The following is a 17,802-nucleotide window of genomic DNA, read 5'->3' as shown; positions in this document are numbered from 1 at the left end:
ATTGATAACTAAAGAAACGGATTACGCGGTAAGGGCTTTGGCGAATTTAGCTAAAGACGGCGCTTTATTGAAAAACGCGAAACTGATTTCAATAACAGAAAAAATCCCGTATCCGTTTTTAAGAAAAATTCTGCGGAAATTTAAGGAGAAAAAATATATTGAAACTAAAAAGGGTATAAACGGCGGCGTAAGGCTGGTGAAGAATCCTCAAAAAATAAATATCGCGGATTTAATCGAATTATTCCAGGGAAGAATAGAATTATCGTCCTGTATGTTCAGAAAAAAACTGTGCGCTAACAGAAAAACATGCGTTTTAAGGAAAAAGATCATGGACATCGAAGACACTGTCATACAAAAATTTAAAAATATAACCATACATGATTTAGTGAGAGAGGGGAGGGCCGGGTGAAAAGAAAGATAATTAAAATTGATGAAGAAAAATGTACGGGCTGTGGAAATTGCATTCCTGATTGTCCGGAAGGCGCTCTCCGGATTATTGACGGAAAAGCCCGCCTGGTCAGTGATTTGTTTTGCGACGGATTGGGCGCCTGTATAGGCGCCTGCCCGGTAGACGCCATAAGAGTGGAGGAAAGGGAGGCAGCCCCGTATGATGAGAATAAGGTGATGGAAAACATAGTGAGGGCCGGCGTGAATACCATTAAGGCCCACCTGAAGCATTTAAAAGAGCATGGCGAGACTGAATACCTTCACGAGGCGATGCGCTATATCAGGGAAAATAATGTGGATTTTCCTGCACAGGAGTTTATGGCAGAAATACACGGCCATGATAATGCTCATGCCGGGGGTGGTTGTCCCGGGGCAAAGGCGATGTCCTGGGAAGAAAAAAAAGATGGGCCGCCGCAGGCTGAAGAACCGCGCGAAAAACCGGCCTCCGAACTCAGGAACTGGCCCGTCCAGATCAAGCTGGTCAATCCGGATGCCCCGTATCTGAAGAATGCGGATATACTTATTACGGCGGATTGCGTTCCCTTCGCCTATGCGTCTTTTCACAGGGATTTTGTTAAAGGCAAAATAGTGCTGATGGGCTGTCCCAAGCTTGATGATCTTGAGTATTATATTGAAAAGCTGGCTGAGATATTTAAAACAGCCGGGCCAAAGAGCGTCACTGTGATCAATATGGAAGTGCCGTGCTGTCATGGACTTGTGACAGGTGTGCAGAAAGCGATAAAGAAGTCGGAGCGGAAGATTCCGCTTTCGGCAATAACGGTGGGGATAAAGGGGAATATTCTATAGTCGCTGTAAAGAACAGCGATGGAATCAGGAGGAACAAATGAGTATGTTTTGCTATCAATGCCAGGAAACGGTGAAAAATTCGGGTTGCGTCAATCGCGGGGCCTGCGGCAAGGATGAAACCACCGCTAATCAGCAGGATTTGCTGATATATGTTCTGCAGGGCATAGCGTTATATGCGGAAAAGAATAATATCGGCAGGGAAAAGGGCGTCTTTATATGTCAGGCGCTGTTCGCGACGATAACCAACGCCAATTTTGATGAAGACAGAATAATCGGATTGATAAAGAAAGCCATTAAGGTCAGGGATGAGTTAAAAAAAGAATCAGGCAGGGAGGTTGAGCATGACTCGGCGAACTGGTCTGCCGGTTCCAAAGAAGAGCTCAAAGAAAAAGCTCCGTCCGCGGGCATATTCAGTTATAGCGATAATGAAGACATAAGGTCGCTGAAATCCCTTTTATTATACGGGATGAAAGGCATAGCGGCATATACGGAGCATGCTGCCGTGTTGGGTTCTTATGATGACGGGATATTTTCGTTTTTGGTTAAAGGCCTTGCCGCAATAACAAAAGATCTGACTGCCGATGAATTGACGGAATTGGTTCTTGAGGCGGGCGGAACCGCTGTAAAGGCAATGAAACTTCTGGATGGCGCCAACACTTCCAAATATGGAAACCCGGAAATAACAAAAGTGAGTATAGGAGTGAGGAATAAGCCGGGAATACTTATATCGGGCCATGACCTCAGGGACATGGAAGAGCTTCTGAAACAGACGCAAGGTTCGGGCGTGGATGTTTACACGCACAGCGAGATGCTCCCGGCCAACTATTATCCGGCTTTTAAGAAATACAAACATTTCGCCGGAAATTACGGCAACGCCTGGTGGAAGCAGAACAAAGAGTTCGCGTCCTTCAACGGCCCCATCCTCATGACGACCAACTGCATAACGCCTGTTCAGGACGCTTATAAGGACAGGATCTTTACAACGGGCATGGCCGGTTATCCCGGAGTCAAACATATATCTGACAGAAAGGCGGGGGCACAGAAAGATTTTTCCCCGGTAATAGAACTGGCGAAAAAATGCCCGCCGCCCCAGGAAATAGAAAAAGGCGAGATAATAGGGGGGTTCGCCCATAATCAGGTACTGGCCTTGGCCGACAAGTTCGTTGAGGCCGTGAAATCCGGAGCCATAAAGCGTTTTATTGTTATGGCCGGATGTGACGGCAGGCATCCGACGAGAAAATATTTTACAGAAGTGGCGGAAACCCTCCCGGAAAATACGGTAATTTTGACGGCGGGCTGCGCGAAATACCGGTATAATAAATTGAAGCTCGGAGATATAGGCGGCATTCCCAGAGTGCTTGACGCCGGCCAGTGTAATGATTCATATTCGCTGGCGCTCATAGCCTTAAAACTGAAGGAGGTCTTCGGCCTGGATGACATCAATGACCTGCCTATCTCATTTGATATAGCGTGGTATGAGCAGAAGGCCGTAGCGGTGCTGCTGGCTCTCCTCTCGCTGGGCGTGAAAGGGATAAGGCTCGGGCCGACGCTGCCGGCCTTTTTATCAGCGAATGTGGTCAAGGTGCTCGTGGATAAATTTGATATCAAGCCCACGGGGGATGTCAAAGAAGATATCGCGGCTATGACAGGCTAGGCGGCCCTGTCGGAGCATAACAACATCGGGCCGTCATAATGCCCGCCCATAGGACTCATTCGGTTCATGCCTTTGCGTTATCTCTGTACCAAACAGATGTATAAATTATGTGCTTTTGAAAGTCAGTCAAAATATGTAGAATGTGACCTATGAACAGAAAATTTTATATCCGGACTTTCGGTTGTCAGATGAACGCCGCCGATAGCTCCGTTATGAGGGGCATTCTGGAAAACAGGTCTTTTGAATTCACCGAAAAGCCGGAAGAAGCGGATCTGATAATCTTCAATTCCTGCAGCATAAGGGAGCACGCGGAAGACAGGATGTTCTCAAATCTCGGACTGGCCATGAAAAAAAATCCCAAGGCCGCTTTTATTCTCGCCGGCTGCACGGCCAAGAGGCACGGCGCAAAGCTTTTTAAGAGGTTTCCGCATCTTGGCGCGGTGGTAGCACCGTCGGAGCTTTTTAGTATCGGCGAAACCGCGGAAAAGGTTTTATCCGGCGCGGCGGGGATTGAGGCGCTTGAGGGCGGCGGCTACGGCTTTGTCCCCCGGCACGGCGGAGTGAGCGAATTCGTTGTCATACAGACGGGATGTGACAATTACTGCTCGTATTGTGTGGTGCCTTTTTTAAGGGCCGCCGAGAGATACCGTCCGGCGGAGGATATCCTCAGAGAGGTCCGCTGTCTTGCCGCTTCCGGCACAAAGGAGATCGTTTTCCTGGGGCAGAATGTTAATTCCTACAGGGATGAAAAGACCGGCGGAGATTTTACCGATCTTCTCGCGCGCGCCGCGGAGATTGACGGCATACTCAGAATAAGATTTTTAACTTCGCACCCCAAAGATATTTCCGCGAAGCTCATAGATGAGTTCGCGCGGAATCCGCGTCTCGCGAGGCATCTTCATCTTCCCGTCCAGAGCGGCTCCGATTCAGTTCTCCTGGCGATGAACAGAAAATACACTTCAGCGGATTATCTGGGGATTGTGGAGAAGCTCCGCGAAAGCGCGAAGGATGTGGCTCTTACAACGGATGTGATCGTCGGATTCCCGGGCGAGACGGACAGTGATTTCGCCGACACGCTCGCTCTTATAAGAAAGGCGGATTTTGACGGCGTCTATGCCTTTAAATACAGCCCGAGAGAGGGGACCGCGTCATTCAAGATGGAAGATGATGTCCCGGAGGAAGTAAAAAAAGAAAGGCTCTCGGCGGGCCTTGCTCTCGCCAAAGAGCTGGCTCTCAAAAAAAGAGAGGCGTATATCGGGCAAAAAGCGGAAACGCTTTTTGAGAATAACGACGTTGGACATTCCTCTCAAAATTATTTAGTATTTAAAAAAGGCGCAAAGGCGGGTGATTTCGGCCAGGTCCCGGTAAAGGCCGTGTCCGGTTTCCGTCTTATGGCGGAATAAGAGAAAGGAGAAAAAATGACACAGATAAAACTGCTTTTCGCGATGGCTGTTCTGGTGGCGCTGACGATCATTACGGTTTATGTGCCGAAAGACCTTGCGACCATACCGCCGATGGTCATCCTTGTTTCCGCGCTTTTTATAGGAGCCGCTTTTTCCGCGGTTCTCGGCATAGCCGAAAACCTGAGGCTCAGCGGAGAAATAAAGAAACTGAAAAAAGAAGCGGATAAATCATCGGAAAAGATCAAAGACCTGCAACTCAAGATCAGGGCGCTGGAAGAAGAAACGGAAAGCTCTCCGGGCATGGAAGAAGACCTGGGGATCTGAAAAAACTTTTCTATGGCCGGCACTACCCCCGTCATGGGGCAGTATGAAAAAATAAAGAACAGTTATCCCGACTGCATAATATTTTTCAGGCTCGGGGATTTTTACGAGATGTTCGGTGAAGACGCCCGCGAGGCGTCAAAGATACTGCAGATAGTCCTCACATCCCGCGGCGGCCGTCCCATGTGCGGCATCCCATATCACGCCGCGGACAATTACCTCCTCAAAATCATATCAGCCGGCAGAAAGGTCGCCATTGTGGAGCAGCTTGAAGAAGCGTCCAAGGGCGGGAAAATAGTGGACAGGGGCGTGGTGAGGGTCGTCAGTCCCGGCACACTCACGGAGGAGGTGCTTTCGCCTGCGACGAATAATTTTATCCTAGCAGTTTCCCCTCAAAAAGAATTTTTCGGATGCGTTATGGCGGATATTAGCACCGGCGAGATGCTCGCGCGCAAGGTGCAGGAAAAAGATCTCCCCGGTTTTCTCAAAAGCGTGGACAAGATAACGGAAGTCGTCTATCCCGAGGGCACGGGCCTGGAAAAATATTTCGCTCCGGGCGTTTTCCGCTCGCCGATGGATAAGAGTTTTTTCAGCGAGTACGAGGGAAGGGAGAGACTCAAGGATCTTTTTAAGGTCAAGTCGCTGGCCGGCTTTGATATGGAGGAAGGGATACTGCTTTCCGCCGCAGCGGCTCTTTTAAGTTATCTGGCCGGAACAAAACTTGATATTTTATCGTCAATAAAAAGCATTTCAAGGATACGGCGGGGGGATAACCTCTTCATGGATGAATCCACCATACGCAACCTTGAACTGGTTGAGGATCTTACGGGCTCATCCTCAGGAGCCACGCTTTTCGGCGCTCTGAACAGGACTTTCACAAGCGCCGGCGCCAGGCTTCTGAAGAAAAGGCTTCTCAGCCCTTCGCGGAGAGTGGAAGTCATCAGGCAGCGCCAGAAAGAGCTGGCGCTTTTTATGGATGACCCCGGCCTTAAAGACGCCGTGGGAGCGGCCCTCTCATCGGTCAAGGACAGCGAAAGGTCTTCCAGCCGCATAGCCATGACAGGCGGGCGGCTCGCGGATTTCTTGAATATATTGAGCGCTTTGAAAGCCGCCCGGATCATTGAGAAAAAACTGAAGGGCGGTGTTTTCGGCGCTTTGAATTTCCTGCCGGGTTTGATGGAAACGCTGGATAAGGCGCTCGCGCGCGATGAGAACGGCCAGCCGGCCATAGACCCTTCCTTTGACCCGCGGATGGAAAAGTGCCGAGCGAAGCTCGCGATTCTGGAGGAATGGATAGATGATTTTGAGGACTCCGAGCGCCGGAGGCTGGGAATACCCAAGCTCAAAGTTTCGTTCAACTCGGTTTTCGGCTATTACATCGATGTTACAAGGGTGAACCTGGGAAAAGTGCCGGAAAATTACATAAGAAAGCAGACGCTCGTCAATTCGGAGCGCTTTATCACACATGAGCTGAAAGAAAAAGAAACCGAAATACTGATGTTGAAAGAAGAGCTCGGTGGAATAGAAAAAGAGGCAAGAAAGGTCTTATCGGACAGCGTCAGGAGGGAGCTCGGCGCGCTGAAAGAGCTTTCGGGGAAGCTCGCCGGGATAGATGTGGCCAGATCTTTCGCCGCAACCGCGGCCGCGGGAAATTATGTCATTCCCGAAGTCAATGACGGCGATGAGATCATCATAAAGGATTCGCGCCATCCCGTTGTTGAGAAAATCCACGCCGCAACTTTTACGCCCAACGATATAAATCTTGACAGAAAAAACAATCAGGTAATGCTCATAACGGGGCCGAACATGGCGGGGAAATCAACCTATATCAGGCAGACGGCTCTTTGCGTTATAATGGCTCAGGCCGGCGGGGCAATTCCCGCATCTTCCGCCAGAATCGGCGTTGCCGACAGGGTTTTCACAAGGATAGGCGCGGGGGATAATCTTGTCCAGGGCGCCTCAACCTTCATGGTTGAGATGAACGAGGCGGCGAACATACTGAACAATTCAACGGAAAAATCGCTCATCATAATAGATGAGCTGGGACGGGGCACCTCAACTTATGACGGGATATCCATAGCGTGGTCATGCCTTGAATACATAGCCGGCGATCCCCGTCATTGCCGCTGTCTTTTCGCCACCCATTTTTTTGAGCTGATAGAGCTGGAAGAAAAATTCCCCAACATAAAGAATTTCAACGTAGCGGTCAAAGAATGGCAGGGCAAGCTCCACTTCCTCCACAAGATAGAGAAGGGCCCGGCGGACCGGTCTTACGGTATCCATGTGGCGGAACTGGCGGGAATCCCGCCTTCCGCTGTTGCCAGAGCCAGGGATATAATGAAAGAGCTCGAGAACAAGCATATCAGAACGGATAAGACAGCGGCCCCTCCTCAGCTTTCTTTTTTTGACGACGGCAGATATGAAGGGATAATTAAAAAGATCAAAAATGCCGACACGGATAATATGAAGCCTGTGGCGGCGCTGACTTTGCTGGATGAGATGAAAACTGAACTCGGCCTTCCGGGGAAAGACGGACAAGGCGGGAAGAAATGAAGACAAATATGGGCAAGCCCGCGAAAACGCGCCATGAAAATACAGAAAATTTAGGACATCCCATTTTTCCCGCAAAAATATATCACAAAAATGCGGGACGTCACTTTTTTTCGGCCTTCCGGTGGGCCGCATTGTTACTTCTGTTCATACTCTTTATCGCGCTGGGTGTTCGCTCCCGCCGTCCCGCGGCGACGGGCGGAATAGCCGGCTATATCTGTCTCGAGTGCATGGGTTTCAAATAAGCCGGTGAAAAGAAAAAAGATCAGCGGCCATAAAAGAAGAATTGCCCAGATCCTTTCCCTTTTCCTGATAAACGGTAATTTTAAAACTTTTTTGACCGGCGGGCTTTACGAAGGAAAGCTTAAAAATATCTGTATTCCTGTTTTGAACTGCCATTCCTGCCCTTTTGCCCTCACGGCCTGTCCCGTGGGGATGCTCCAGCAGTTTCTCGCCCTGGGCCTGAGGCAGGGTTTTACGGGATTTCTCTACATTCTCGGTTTGATAGGACTTCCCGCGATGTTTCTGGGGCGTTTTTTCTGCGGGTGGTTGTGCCCTTTCGGTTTTTTTCAGGAGCTGATCTTTGTCAGAAAATTCAAGCTGTCTTTCCCGCCATGGCTGAAATATCTTAAATACCTTTTTCTTTTCGGATTTGTGCTGGTGTTTCCCATGATTTTTACAAATAAATTCGGCATAGGCGCCCCGGCATTCTGTAAATACATCTGTCCGGCCGGCACGGCTGAGGCCGGTTTCTGGGGTCTGTGGGCGGGCTTCGGCGGATTCGGTTTTGTCCTGGCGGGTAAAATGGCCATCCTCGCGGCTGTCATATTTTTTTCGGTCAGGATATGGCGTTTTTTCTGCAGGGTCTGTCCTCTGGGGCTGATACTCGGGTTTTTTAATAAAATCAGTCTTCTTCAACTTCGCCTGAATGACAGATGCGATAATTGCGGGGTCTGCGAGAGAATCTGTCCGATGAACATAGCCGTTCCGGTTGAGCTGATTTCAAAGGACTGTATAAGATGCGGAAAATGTGTTGACGCCTGCCCGCAAAAGGCGCTGTCTCTGTCATTTAAGAAGAAGGCGAACGGATGAAAGTCGTGAGTAAACAGAAGGAAACACTGCGATATACATGCGTGTGATTCTCCTTTTTTGATTGGACAAATTGAGAATCCATTTGACAATTTGTCCAGAGTAATTTAGAATAAATGGCCATGATAAATAGAATTTTAAAAGCCAAATTGCAACAAGCAAGCCGTTTTTATCCGGTTGTTTCCATTATGGGTCCCCGCCAGTCGGGGAAAACAACTTTGGTCAGGGACGCATTTCGTGACAAGGATTATGTTTCGTTAGAAGATTTGGATGTTCGTGAATTTGCCTTGCGTGACCCGCGGGGATTTCTTGGAAATTATCCGAAAGGCGTAATCTTGGATGAAGTTCAAAGAGCGCCGGAACTGTTTTCTTATATCCAGACTATTGTTGACGAGGAAAATAAGCCCGGGAAATTTATTTTGACCGGATCCCTGCATTTTCTGCTACAGGAGAACATTACGCAGACACTCGCCGGCAGGGCTGCAATTTATGAATTACTGCCGTTCAGCGTGGAGGAATTGGAGAGCAAAGATAAATTTCGTCAAGGCGGCTGTGAGGAGTATTTATTTAAAGGGTTTTACCCGAGAATATATGATAAAAATGCGCCGCCGGCAGAATGGTATCGTAATTATATCAAAACCTACATAGAAAGAGACGTTAAGCTGATGAAAAATATCTCTGATTTAAGCGTGTTCAGAACGTTTTTGAAAATGTGCGCTTCGCGTACAGGGCAGATGTTGAACTTGTCCTCGCTGGCGAATGACTGCGGTATTACCCATAACACGGCAAAATCCTGGATTTCTGTTCTTGAAAACAGTTTTATTATTTTTTTGCTCCGTCCGCATCACAAAAATTTTAATAAGCGGCTCGTGAAAATGCCGAAACTGTATTTTTATGATACAGGGCTTCTTTGCTCGCTTCTCGGAATAGGCAGCGTCGGGCAGCTTGAGACTCATTATTTGAAAGGCGGAATTTTTGAAACTTTTGTGTTAGCGGAAATGAGGAAGTTTTTTTTAAACCGCGCTTTGGACGCGCCGTTATATTTCTGGAGAGATAAAACAGGTCATGAAATAGATTGTATCGCCGAGGGGAACAATAAAATTATTCCCATAGAAATTAAATCAGGGAAAACGGTTTCGGCGGATTATTTTAAAAACATTAACTATTGGCTTAAAATTTCCGGAAAAAGTATCAATGATGCGTATGTGATATACGGCGGTGAAATTTCTCAGAAAAGAACAGCCGGGAATCTTTTCAGCTGGCGGGCTATCTGCGGCTTGCTTAAAAAAATGTTGAGAGTTCAGTTATAATGATTGCCTTTTCGACTTTGATGGCCGAGAAAGGCGGCGGATACCGTCAGCTTCTGCCTTTGCGGCTGGCCGGGTTTGAAAATCTGGAACTGACCTGGGGCGCGGGCGTGGATATAGATGACAGGGAATCTTTTCTAAAGGCGGCAAAAGAACTGAAAAAGGCGGGAATAAAAACGGTCTCGGCTCATGCCACGCTTCACACTTCCCCGGGAAGGGATGTGGACATTTCCTCTCCCGACAATTGGGAAAGAAAATTCGCCGTAAGGGAAACGGAAAAAAGCATACTGGCTTTGTCTCTTATGACGGGTTCCGGCGGCACAACGGTTATTCACATAGGCCGGGCGGTGGAAAATGCGAACCGCAAAAAACATCTCACGGCGTCTGTTGAATCTCTAAAAGAGATATGCGAATTTGCGTCGGAGTTTAATACGGAGATATGTCTTGAAAACACCCTCCCCGGGCATCTGGGCTGTTTTCTGGACGAGCTTCTTGAAGTCAGGGAAAAATCCGGATTTCCGGGCTTAAAATTCTGTCTGGACACGGGGCATTATCACCTTGCTCCCCCACAATCCGATTTGCTCTCCGGGATGGCTGCCGAGTTGAGAGAGCTCCATATACACGATAATGACGGTGACAAGGACAGTCATCTTGTCCCTGGGCGCGGTACAATTAACTGGGAAGATTTGTTCACTTCGATAGCAATAAGTCACGAAATGTCGCATCCGCCGCGGCGGAGTCAACCCCTGGCACCACGGCGTATGGCACCACGGCATATGCTGAATGTTTTTGAGATCATGCGGGGAGGAGCTGAAGAAATCAGAGAATGTCTGAACTTTGCCGCGGATTACGGCATAAAGTAAAATACCACTGTGTAATTTGCATGCCGCAAGTTGACAAATAATAAAATTCTGATATAATTATAGTAGAATAAAAATTATATTCAAAAAAAGGGGGGGGTAATGAATGTCGCAAGATTAGTTGTAACCATTCCGAAAGACGAATTTAAAAGAGTAGAACAGGAAAAAAAAGAAAGAGGAATAACCCGAAGCGCTTTTGTTCATCAGATTATAGATTTTTTTTTCCGGAAAGAAGATGAGTTTAAAAAAGAAACGCGGTATATAGCCGGATACAAAAAATACCCGGAAAATATCAAAGAAGCCGCCGCGGTGGAAAAAGCAGCGTTTGAAACCATGGGAGAGTTTTAATATGCGCAGGGGAGAAATTTGGTGGGCGAATCTGCCCAATCCCATAGGGAGACGCCCTGTTGTTTTACTTTCAAGAGATGCGGCATACACTGTTCGCAATGCCGTTACTGTCGCGGAAATCACCACTACGATTAGAGATATACCCGTTGAAGTTTCACTTGGACATTCCGAGGGTATGCCTAAGAAGTGTGTCGCCAATCTTGATACAATAATAACCATAAGAAAAGGGCGAATTGATACAAAGATAACAGGCCTTCCCCAAAGTAAAATTAAAGAAATTGACGAAGCAATAAGATTTGCGCTGGATATATCCTGAATCGCAAATATACATTGATATTTCGAACAGTGCATTTGATATTTCAAGGTAAAAATATTACCGTCATCCCTCTTTCTCAAATAAATAAAGTTTGGAGCTATAAATATTAGTATGAAAACGGCAATTGTGATTCCTACATACAATGAGGCGGGAAACATAAAAGATCTGATAGAAGAAATTTTTAAAATTGAAAAAGACCTTGAAATTATCATTGTGGATGACAGTTCTCCCGACGGCACGGAAGATATTGTGCGTAATTTGGCGAATAAAATAAATAAAATACATCTTATTGTCCGCAGTGGAAAGAGGTCGGAAGGGAAATCCAGAATTGACGGCTGCAGGTATGCTCTCGTAAAAGGCGCGGAAATTATTATAGAAATGGACGCTGATTTTTCTCACAATCCTAAATATATTCCTGTGTTCCTTTCAAAAATCAGGGAGAGCGATATTGTGATAGGGTCTAGATGTATACCGGGAGGCCGTGAAACCGGCCGACCGCGTTTGCGCGTTTTATTGAGTAAATTGGCCAATTTTTACATCAGGAAGAGCTACGGTATAAAAAATGTATTTGACTGCACTTCGGGATACAGATGTTTCAGGCGGGAAGTTTGTGATAAAATAAAACTTGATTCGCTGAAAGCGGAAGGGCCCGCTGTGATACCGGAAATTTTATTTAAAGCGGGAAGGCTCGGTTTTAGAATCAGCGAGTTTCCTGTTGTGTATGAAAATAGAACAAAAGGCGTATCCAAATTCACCTTGAACAAAATAACGGAAAGCTTAATTCTTCCGCTTATATTAAGATTTAGGGGGATTTTCTGAAAAAAATATCGGTTATTATTCCTGTCTTTAACGCCGAAAAAAATATAAGGCGGTGTTTGGATGCAGTTTTTTCATCCATTTCATCTGATACGGAGGTTATTGCGGTAGATGATTGTTCAAGCGATTCAAGCTCCGGGATTTTGAAAGAATTCCCCTGCAAAGTTATTACGATGGCTGAAAATAGCGGGCCCGCGGCTTCAAGAAACGCGGGTGCGGAAAATTCATCTGGGAAAACGCTGATTTTTCTTGATTCCGATGTTCTTGTTTTTCCGGAATCCATGAGCTGTGTTTCTGATTTTTTTGAGAGAAATAATAAAGTTCATGTAATTCAGGGGATTTATGATATGGAGAGCGAAAAAGCGAATTTGCCGACGCTGGCAAGGGATTATTTTAAGTTTCACAAGCTGTCTAAATTAAAACGGAATGAAATTTTGGGAATAAACAGTTTCTGTTTTGCAATCAGAAAAGAGGTTTTTGACGAAGTCGGCGGCTTTAACGAAAAAATCAAAACAGCCGCGTCCGAAGACACCGATTTTGCGATGCGCCTTGCGGGCAGCGGTTATAAAATTCTGCTGGAAAAAAACTTGAAGGTCAGGCATTTGAAAAGCTACTCTTTGCCCGGACTTTTAGGGGTTGATTTTTATAAAGCAAAAGCAAAGATGAAATTAATACTGCGGAGACGAGGTGAGGGAAAAGCGCCGGTGACGATTTCACTTAACAGGTTTCGCGATGTTATACCGGAAATTATAAGTGTCTTCATTTCCCCGTTATTTTTTTTAAGCGCAGGTTTGTCTATTTTTTACGGCAAGTTGTTTGCATTATTTTCATTATGCGCGCTGGCGTTTTTTTGGGCTTTAAATTATGATTGTTTCAGTATGATTTGTAAAAATAGGGGTTATTTTATTTCACTTGGGTGTTTTTTTATCTTTTTATTTGAGATGTCTTTTTATTTTTCAGGCGTTATCGCCGCTTTAATTGAATATATTGTTTTCAGGAGAAGATATTGATAAATATTCGTGAAAGATTCCGGTGGTTCAGGAAAATAATTTTTCACGGCAAAATTAGTCCTGAACAAATAACATTTTTTGTAACGAATAAATGCAGGCTTAACTGTAAACACTGTTTTTACAAAGATAAATTAAACAAAGGGGAAGATGCGGCTCTTTCCGAGATAAAAAGAATTTCAGAAAATTTAGGGGAATTTAGTTTCCTGACACTGACCGGCGGAGAGCCGTTCATGAGAGATGATTTACCGGAAATCGCCGAAACATTTATTTTGAAAAATAAAGTGAGCAGAATTTCAATTCCGACAAACGGTTTCGAGCCCCGCAAGATATATTCTGAGACCCAAAAAATACTGGAGCGATGCCCGGGAGCGGAGATAATAGTGAAAGTTTCCATTGACGGATTAGAGGATGTGCATGACGGGATAAGAGGCGTTAAGGGAAGTTACGAGAGGGCCGTTGAAACATTTAAACTGCTTAAAACACTGAAAGAAAAAAACAGGAGATTTAGGGCGGGAATTCTTTGTACCATTTCAAAAATAAACGAGGATTATCTTGAGGATGCATTTCAATTTACTGACAGAGAATTGAAACCGGATGTGTTCGGGCTTAATTTTATACGCGGTAATGTCTCTGACATGGATATTAAAAATGTGGAATTTCAAAAGTATGAAAAATTATATGCTCTGATTTTATCGGGGCTTCGGGGAAATTATTTTTATAAAGCATATAAAAAGTTCGTTATCAGGGCGATAAAGAGAATCATAGAAAGCCGGCGGTATCCGTTTTCGTGTCTTGCCGGCAGGGTTTCCGCCGTAATTGACGCGAATCTGAATGTTTTTCCGTGCGAGGCGTTATCTGTTGATATGGGAAATTTGCGGGATTTTGGATATGACTTCAAAAAGTTGTGGTTTTCTCCGAAGGCTATGAGCGTGAGAAATTACATTGACGGGAAAAATTGTGTTTGCACTAACGAGTGCAACATACAGAATAATTCTTTTTTTACTCCGGCGATTTTAGCCGGAATCCTCGAAGGCTGGGCAAAGGAAAGATTAAAATTACCATGAAAGTCGCTTTTGTTCATGTCCCCATACGGCATCACGGATTTTCGGAAAATCTAAAAGTTGTTGATGAGGAATTCACTTTCTCTCCGCCGATCGTTCTAGCGTATGTTGCCGCAATTGCCGAAAAATCGGGCAGCAAAGTGATTTTGATTGACGCCGCGGCGCTGAAGCTGAGTAAAGAGCAGGTTAGGAAAAAACTGGAAATATTTCGCCCTGATTTTATAATGTTCCGTTTGGACACATACTGCTTTCATGACACTCTTGACTGGATCAGATTTTTGAAAAAAACAATTGCTGTTCCGGTTATCGCCGGCGGAATAAATTTTTCGCTGTATCCGCGTGAGACAATGAGTTATTCTGAAATTGATTTCGGATTTATAGGAGAGGCTGTTGAGACCCTGCCTGAATTTCTGGAAAATTTTCCCGGCGGGAAATATAAACATATTGCCGGACTTTGCCGGAGAAATGAAAAAGATGAAGTTATTATAAACCCCGCAAACCTGAAACTTGCTGATTTTGACAGTTATCCGTTTCCCGCAAGGCATCTTCTCCCGAATCAGCTATATCATTCTTTTGTCTCCCAGAGAAAAAATTTCACAATAATGCTTACATCAACGGGCTGCCCGTGGAAATGTACTTTCTGCGCGATTGCCGGTCTGGCGCATTACAGAGAGAGAAGCGCGGAAAGTGTTCTCGCCGAAATTGAGAAGTGTTATTATGACTTTGACGTTAGAGAAATTGATTTTTTTGACGCGACTTTTTTTGTTAACAGGGAAAGGTGTCTTAAGATTTTTGAGGGAATAATTAAGAGAAAACTTGATATTAACTGGACATGCCGCAGCAGGGTTGACCTGGTGGATGAGGAAATTCTCCGCGCGGCCAAGAAAAGCGGTTTGAGAATGATTTTTTGGGGTATTGAATCGGGAAATGCAGGAACGCTTGAAAATATTAACAAAGAAATTAATTTAAGCCAGACAGAAAAAGCGATTGCCGTATCCCGGAAACTCGGCATAAGAAATCTCGGTTTTCTAATGGCGGGGAATCCCGGTGAAAAAGCGAAAGATGCAAAAGAAACTCTCAAATGGGCAAAGAAACTTAAACTTGACTTTGTCCAAATTTGCAGGGCAATCCCGAAACCCGGCTCAAAAATGCATTTTGATGTTGTGAGGGAGACAGGGTATGATTACTGGAAAGAGTTTGTTCTCGGCCGGGAGGGAGAAAAGAGGATTTACGTTCCGGGCGTCGCGTTAAGTCAAAGGAAAATTGAAAGTCTGCTGAAAAAGATGTACTATGGATTTTATTTCAGGCCGGTGTTTATTTTGCGTACTTTGACGAGATTGCGTTCTTTCGGCGAATTAGCGCGGTATGTAAAAGTGGCGCTCAGGATGATTGGCCATTATTTTCACACGGATATCGGCGCGGCAGGGAAGCCGGATTTCGTAAAAAAGTCCGCGCATTCGGGGGAAGGATGAAGTTGAATTTCGTTTTTGCCGGGCTAAAAGCGCTCTTTTGCCTTAAAATACAGAGAAAAAATTATCCTTTGGCGTTAAGATGGCAGCTGCTGGACCGCTGCGGCAACAGGTGCCGATACTGCGCTCTGTGGAAAAATCCGCGTCCTGAAATGGAGTTGACGGAAATAAAAGAAATTTTAAGGCAGGCAGGAAAAGCCGGCACGGCGCGAATTTCTTTTAGCGGAGGAGAACCCCTGCTGAGGGACGACATCGGCGAAATTATAAAATACGCGAAAGGGCTTAATATTTCGTGCAGCATGAATACCCGAGGCGCTCTGATTGAGAAAAGAAAAGACGCTCTGCAGAATCTTGACATGATAAAAATAAGTATTGACGGCTCAGAGCCGACGCACGATTATATTTCGGGAAGAAAGGGGGCCTTTGAGCAGTCATATAATGCGCTGCGGATTTGCGTAGAGATGGGTATTAAAACCGTAATAACAACGACGATTACAAAATATAATCTGAATGACATTGATTTTATTGCGGGGTTGGCTGAAAAATTCGGGGTTCTTGCCGCATTTCAGCCGTTTAAGCTGATGTACAAGGGTTCGAAGGACAGCGAGCTGTGTCCTGATGAGAAGCGGTATAAAGAGGCGGTTGATAAACTGATTAAACTGAAAAAAGAAGGGTTCCCTTTTTTGAGAAACAGTTTAAGCAGTTTGCGTCATATAAGAAATTATCCGTGTTTCCCCGGTGTAAAATGCGCCGCGGGAAAACTGTTCGCGGTGATTGACGTGGACGGGACGCTTCTTCCCTGCGACAGGAACGACGGAGAATTTTTCGGGGAATTGCCGAATGTCAGGGAAGGGTTTTTGAAGGCGTTCAGAAAACTTCCGGAATACAGCTGTTCCGGCTGCGGTTTTTTGGGCGCGAGGGAATTGAGTTATTTTATGGGTATGAATTTTGAAGGGATGGAATCGGTGAAAAATATTTTAAGCGCAGAGAAACGGGCGAAAAATGAGCCGTAAAATAGCGTTAATTGAATATGAAAATTAGAAACAAAACTCTGAAATTTCTGGTTTTTCTTTTTGTCACTGCGCTTATATTTTTTGTTCTTTTCAGGAGAATAGATTTTAAGGAAGTTTTGATAGTGCTTTCACAAACGGATGTGAAACTTTTTTTTCTCGCTCTCGGCATTTCCGCTTTCGCCTGCCTTGTGGCAGGGGTTGAGAAATACAAATGGGTTTTGAGATTTTTTGGCCTGTCTGTTTCTTCGCGGGAAGTGCGGATTTTTAAACTTGGCAGTTTCCCCTTAAAAGAGCTGATGCCGTTCAAGTCGGGTGAATTTATAAGAGCGGTTTTTCTGAAGCGAAGATTTGATATGCCGTACTATAAGGGATTGTCCGCGGTTTTTACGAATTATTTTTTGAGAATTTTTATCCTTGGTTTTCTGTCCATTGTAAGTTGGTTCTACTGCCGCGGATTTACAAGGGGGCTCGTTCTATCTCTTTTTTCATTATTGATTTTTCTGATTTTTGCGGGCAAAATATTTAAAACAGGAATTTTTTCGGTTAAAAGACACGCCGGCGGGACGAACGGAGGCGGCCTTTGGCGGTTTGATTCTAAGGGGATTTACAGAAGCTTCTTTTACTCGGGTCTTCTGGAAATTTGCCTGTTATTAAATTTTTTTATTTTGTTTAAAGCAGTGGGAATAAATATTTCTTTTTCCGACAGAATATTTTATTTCCCTCTTATTGTCGCCGCTTCAAGTTTTCCGTTAGGGCTAAGAGGGCTGGGGGTGAGAGAAGGGTTGATTGTGCTTGTTTTTTCGCAAGGTTTCAGTCTCGCCGGACTTCTTGCCGGCGGATTGCTGATATCGCTTGTGAACGAGCTTTTCCCCACTTTAATAGGCCTTTTTTATATGAATTCTTTTTTTGAGGAGTTTGCCGGAGGGGCACTACCGGAAAATACGGTGGAAAAGTATCTTGAAAAAAGGAGAAAGAATGTTATCACGAAATACAGGATTAAAAAAAGGAGCAGAGAAATTGTTCAGGTTCTGAAAACTTTCGGCGCGCGGGGAATGGAGCTGCTGGACATCGGGGCTGCCGACGGAGAGATGCTGACTTTTTTGAATTCGGAACTGAAACTGAAAAGAGCGGTCGGAATAGAACCGGAGGCGCGGCTTCGCGAGGCGAATAAAGATACCGGCATCATGATTCTTGAAGGCAGCGGCGAAAAACTTCCGTTTAAATCCGGCGAATTTGATTGTGTTGTGATTGCTTCCGTGATTGAACATGCCGGTGACGCGTCAAAGCTTCTTTTTGAGGCGAACAGGGTTTTGAGGCCCGGCGGCATTGTT

At 45.4% G+C, this 17,802-nt stretch carries 17 protein-coding genes; all 17 read left to right on the top strand.

Going from position 1 to position 17,802, the window contains the following annotated elements; genetic code table 11:
- The first annotated feature begins 1 nt into the window (after position 1).
- Entirely contained in the window at positions 2 to 409 is a 408-nt protein-coding gene (locus tag FP827_00940; protein MBA3051651.1) for an Rrf2 family transcriptional regulator, read from the top strand.
- Positions 406 to 1,254 (top strand): 4Fe-4S dicluster domain-containing protein, encoded by an 849-nt coding sequence (locus FP827_00935; protein ID MBA3051650.1) that lies wholly within the window; start codon positions 406 to 408, stop codon positions 1,252 to 1,254. The genes FP827_00940 and FP827_00935 overlap by 4 nt, the downstream gene beginning before the upstream one ends.
- 37 nt (positions 1,255 to 1,291) lie before the next feature.
- Entirely contained in the window at positions 1,292 to 2,908 is a 1,617-nt protein-coding gene (hcp, locus tag FP827_00930; protein MBA3051649.1) for a hydroxylamine reductase, read from the top strand.
- 149 nt (positions 2,909 to 3,057) lie between these two features.
- On the top strand, positions 3,058 to 4,311 hold the full coding sequence (miaB, locus tag FP827_00925) for a tRNA (N6-isopentenyl adenosine(37)-C2)-methylthiotransferase MiaB (protein ID MBA3051648.1): 1,254 nt from the start codon (positions 3,058 to 3,060) through the stop codon (positions 4,309 to 4,311).
- 15 nt (positions 4,312 to 4,326) lie between these two features.
- The gene (locus tag FP827_00920; GenBank protein MBA3051647.1) at positions 4,327 to 4,635 is read left to right on the top strand and encodes a LapA family protein; all 309 of its coding nucleotides are present in this window, start codon (positions 4,327 to 4,329) and stop codon (positions 4,633 to 4,635) included.
- 12 nt (positions 4,636 to 4,647) lie between these two features.
- Positions 4,648 to 7,185 carry a DNA mismatch repair protein MutS gene (gene mutS, locus FP827_00915; GenBank protein ID MBA3051646.1) on the top strand — a complete coding sequence of 846 codons (2,538 nt, stop codon included), beginning with the start codon at positions 4,648 to 4,650 and terminating at the stop codon, positions 7,183 to 7,185.
- Between the two features lie 246 nt (positions 7,186 to 7,431).
- Positions 7,432 to 8,274, top strand: coding sequence for a 4Fe-4S binding protein (locus FP827_00910; protein ID MBA3051645.1), 843 nt, complete (start codon positions 7,432 to 7,434; stop codon positions 8,272 to 8,274).
- A 119-nt stretch (positions 8,275 to 8,393) separates the two neighbouring features.
- Complete coding sequence (locus FP827_00905) at positions 8,394 to 9,581, top strand: ATP-binding protein (GenBank protein ID MBA3051644.1); 1,188 nt, start codon at positions 8,394 to 8,396, stop codon at positions 9,579 to 9,581.
- The gene (locus FP827_00900) at positions 9,581 to 10,441 is read left to right on the top strand and encodes a sugar phosphate isomerase/epimerase (protein MBA3051643.1); all 861 of its coding nucleotides are present in this window, start codon (positions 9,581 to 9,583) and stop codon (positions 10,439 to 10,441) included. The genes FP827_00905 and FP827_00900 overlap by 1 nt, the downstream gene beginning before the upstream one ends.
- A 99-nt stretch (positions 10,442 to 10,540) precedes the next feature.
- Complete coding sequence (locus FP827_00895) at positions 10,541 to 10,786, top strand: hypothetical protein (protein ID MBA3051642.1); 246 nt, start codon at positions 10,541 to 10,543, stop codon at positions 10,784 to 10,786.
- A 1-nt stretch (position 10,787) separates the two neighbouring features.
- On the top strand, positions 10,788 to 11,102 hold the full coding sequence (locus tag FP827_00890; protein MBA3051641.1) for a type II toxin-antitoxin system PemK/MazF family toxin: 315 nt from the start codon (positions 10,788 to 10,790) through the stop codon (positions 11,100 to 11,102).
- Between the two features lie 111 nt (positions 11,103 to 11,213).
- A complete protein-coding gene (locus FP827_00885; GenBank protein MBA3051640.1) occupies positions 11,214 to 11,921 on the top strand; it encodes a polyprenol monophosphomannose synthase in 708 nt (235 codons plus the stop codon).
- On the top strand, positions 11,918 to 12,928 hold the full coding sequence (locus FP827_00880; protein MBA3051639.1) for a glycosyltransferase: 1,011 nt from the start codon (positions 11,918 to 11,920) through the stop codon (positions 12,926 to 12,928). Before FP827_00885 ends, FP827_00880 begins: the two co-directional genes overlap by 4 nt.
- Positions 12,901 to 13,992 (top strand): radical SAM protein, encoded by a 1,092-nt coding sequence (locus FP827_00875; protein MBA3051638.1) that lies wholly within the window; start codon positions 12,901 to 12,903, stop codon positions 13,990 to 13,992. The genes FP827_00880 and FP827_00875 overlap by 28 nt, the downstream gene beginning before the upstream one ends.
- Complete coding sequence (locus FP827_00870; GenBank protein MBA3051637.1) at positions 13,989 to 15,461, top strand: radical SAM protein; 1,473 nt, start codon at positions 13,989 to 13,991, stop codon at positions 15,459 to 15,461. The genes FP827_00875 and FP827_00870 overlap by 4 nt, the downstream gene beginning before the upstream one ends.
- Positions 15,458 to 16,471 carry a radical SAM protein gene (locus tag FP827_00865; GenBank protein MBA3051636.1) on the top strand — a complete coding sequence of 338 codons (1,014 nt, stop codon included), beginning with the start codon at positions 15,458 to 15,460 and terminating at the stop codon, positions 16,469 to 16,471. The genes FP827_00870 and FP827_00865 overlap by 4 nt, the downstream gene beginning before the upstream one ends.
- A 17-nt stretch (positions 16,472 to 16,488) precedes the next feature.
- A partial coding sequence (locus FP827_00860) for a methyltransferase domain-containing protein (GenBank protein ID MBA3051635.1) occupies positions 16,489 to 17,802 on the top strand: 1,314 nt, incomplete at its 3' end.

Source organism: Candidatus Omnitrophota bacterium (genome assembly GCA_013791745.1).
GTDB lineage: Bacteria > CG03 > CG03 > CG03 > CG03 > CG03.
The sequence above is the reverse complement of the archived record's forward strand: the minus strand, read 5'-3'. Positions and strand labels throughout refer to the sequence as shown.

What these genes read in the sequence shown, in the direction of transcription:
- miaB (MBA3051648.1), top strand. Translation starts at nt 3,058, where the DNA reads ATGAACAGAAAATTTTATATCCGGACTTTCGGTTGTCAGATGAACGCC.
- FP827_00900 (MBA3051643.1), top strand. Translation starts at nt 9,581, where the DNA reads ATGATTGCCTTTTCGACTTTGATGGCCGAGAAAGGCGGCGGATACCGT.
- mutS (MBA3051646.1), top strand. Translation starts at nt 4,648, where the DNA reads ATGGCCGGCACTACCCCCGTCATGGGGCAGTATGAAAAAATAAAGAAC.
- hcp (MBA3051649.1), top strand. Translation starts at nt 1,292, where the DNA reads ATGAGTATGTTTTGCTATCAATGCCAGGAAACGGTGAAAAATTCGGGT.
- FP827_00870 (MBA3051637.1), top strand. Translation starts at nt 13,989, where the DNA reads ATGAAAGTCGCTTTTGTTCATGTCCCCATACGGCATCACGGATTTTCG.
- FP827_00890 (MBA3051641.1), top strand. Translation starts at nt 10,788, where the DNA reads ATGCGCAGGGGAGAAATTTGGTGGGCGAATCTGCCCAATCCCATAGGG.
- FP827_00920 (MBA3051647.1), top strand. Translation starts at nt 4,327, where the DNA reads ATGACACAGATAAAACTGCTTTTCGCGATGGCTGTTCTGGTGGCGCTG.
- FP827_00885 (MBA3051640.1), top strand. Translation starts at nt 11,214, where the DNA reads ATGAAAACGGCAATTGTGATTCCTACATACAATGAGGCGGGAAACATA.
- FP827_00865 (MBA3051636.1), top strand. Translation starts at nt 15,458, where the DNA reads ATGAAGTTGAATTTCGTTTTTGCCGGGCTAAAAGCGCTCTTTTGCCTT.
- FP827_00905 (MBA3051644.1), top strand. Translation starts at nt 8,394, where the DNA reads ATGATAAATAGAATTTTAAAAGCCAAATTGCAACAAGCAAGCCGTTTT.
- FP827_00895 (MBA3051642.1), top strand. Translation starts at nt 10,541, where the DNA reads ATGAATGTCGCAAGATTAGTTGTAACCATTCCGAAAGACGAATTTAAA.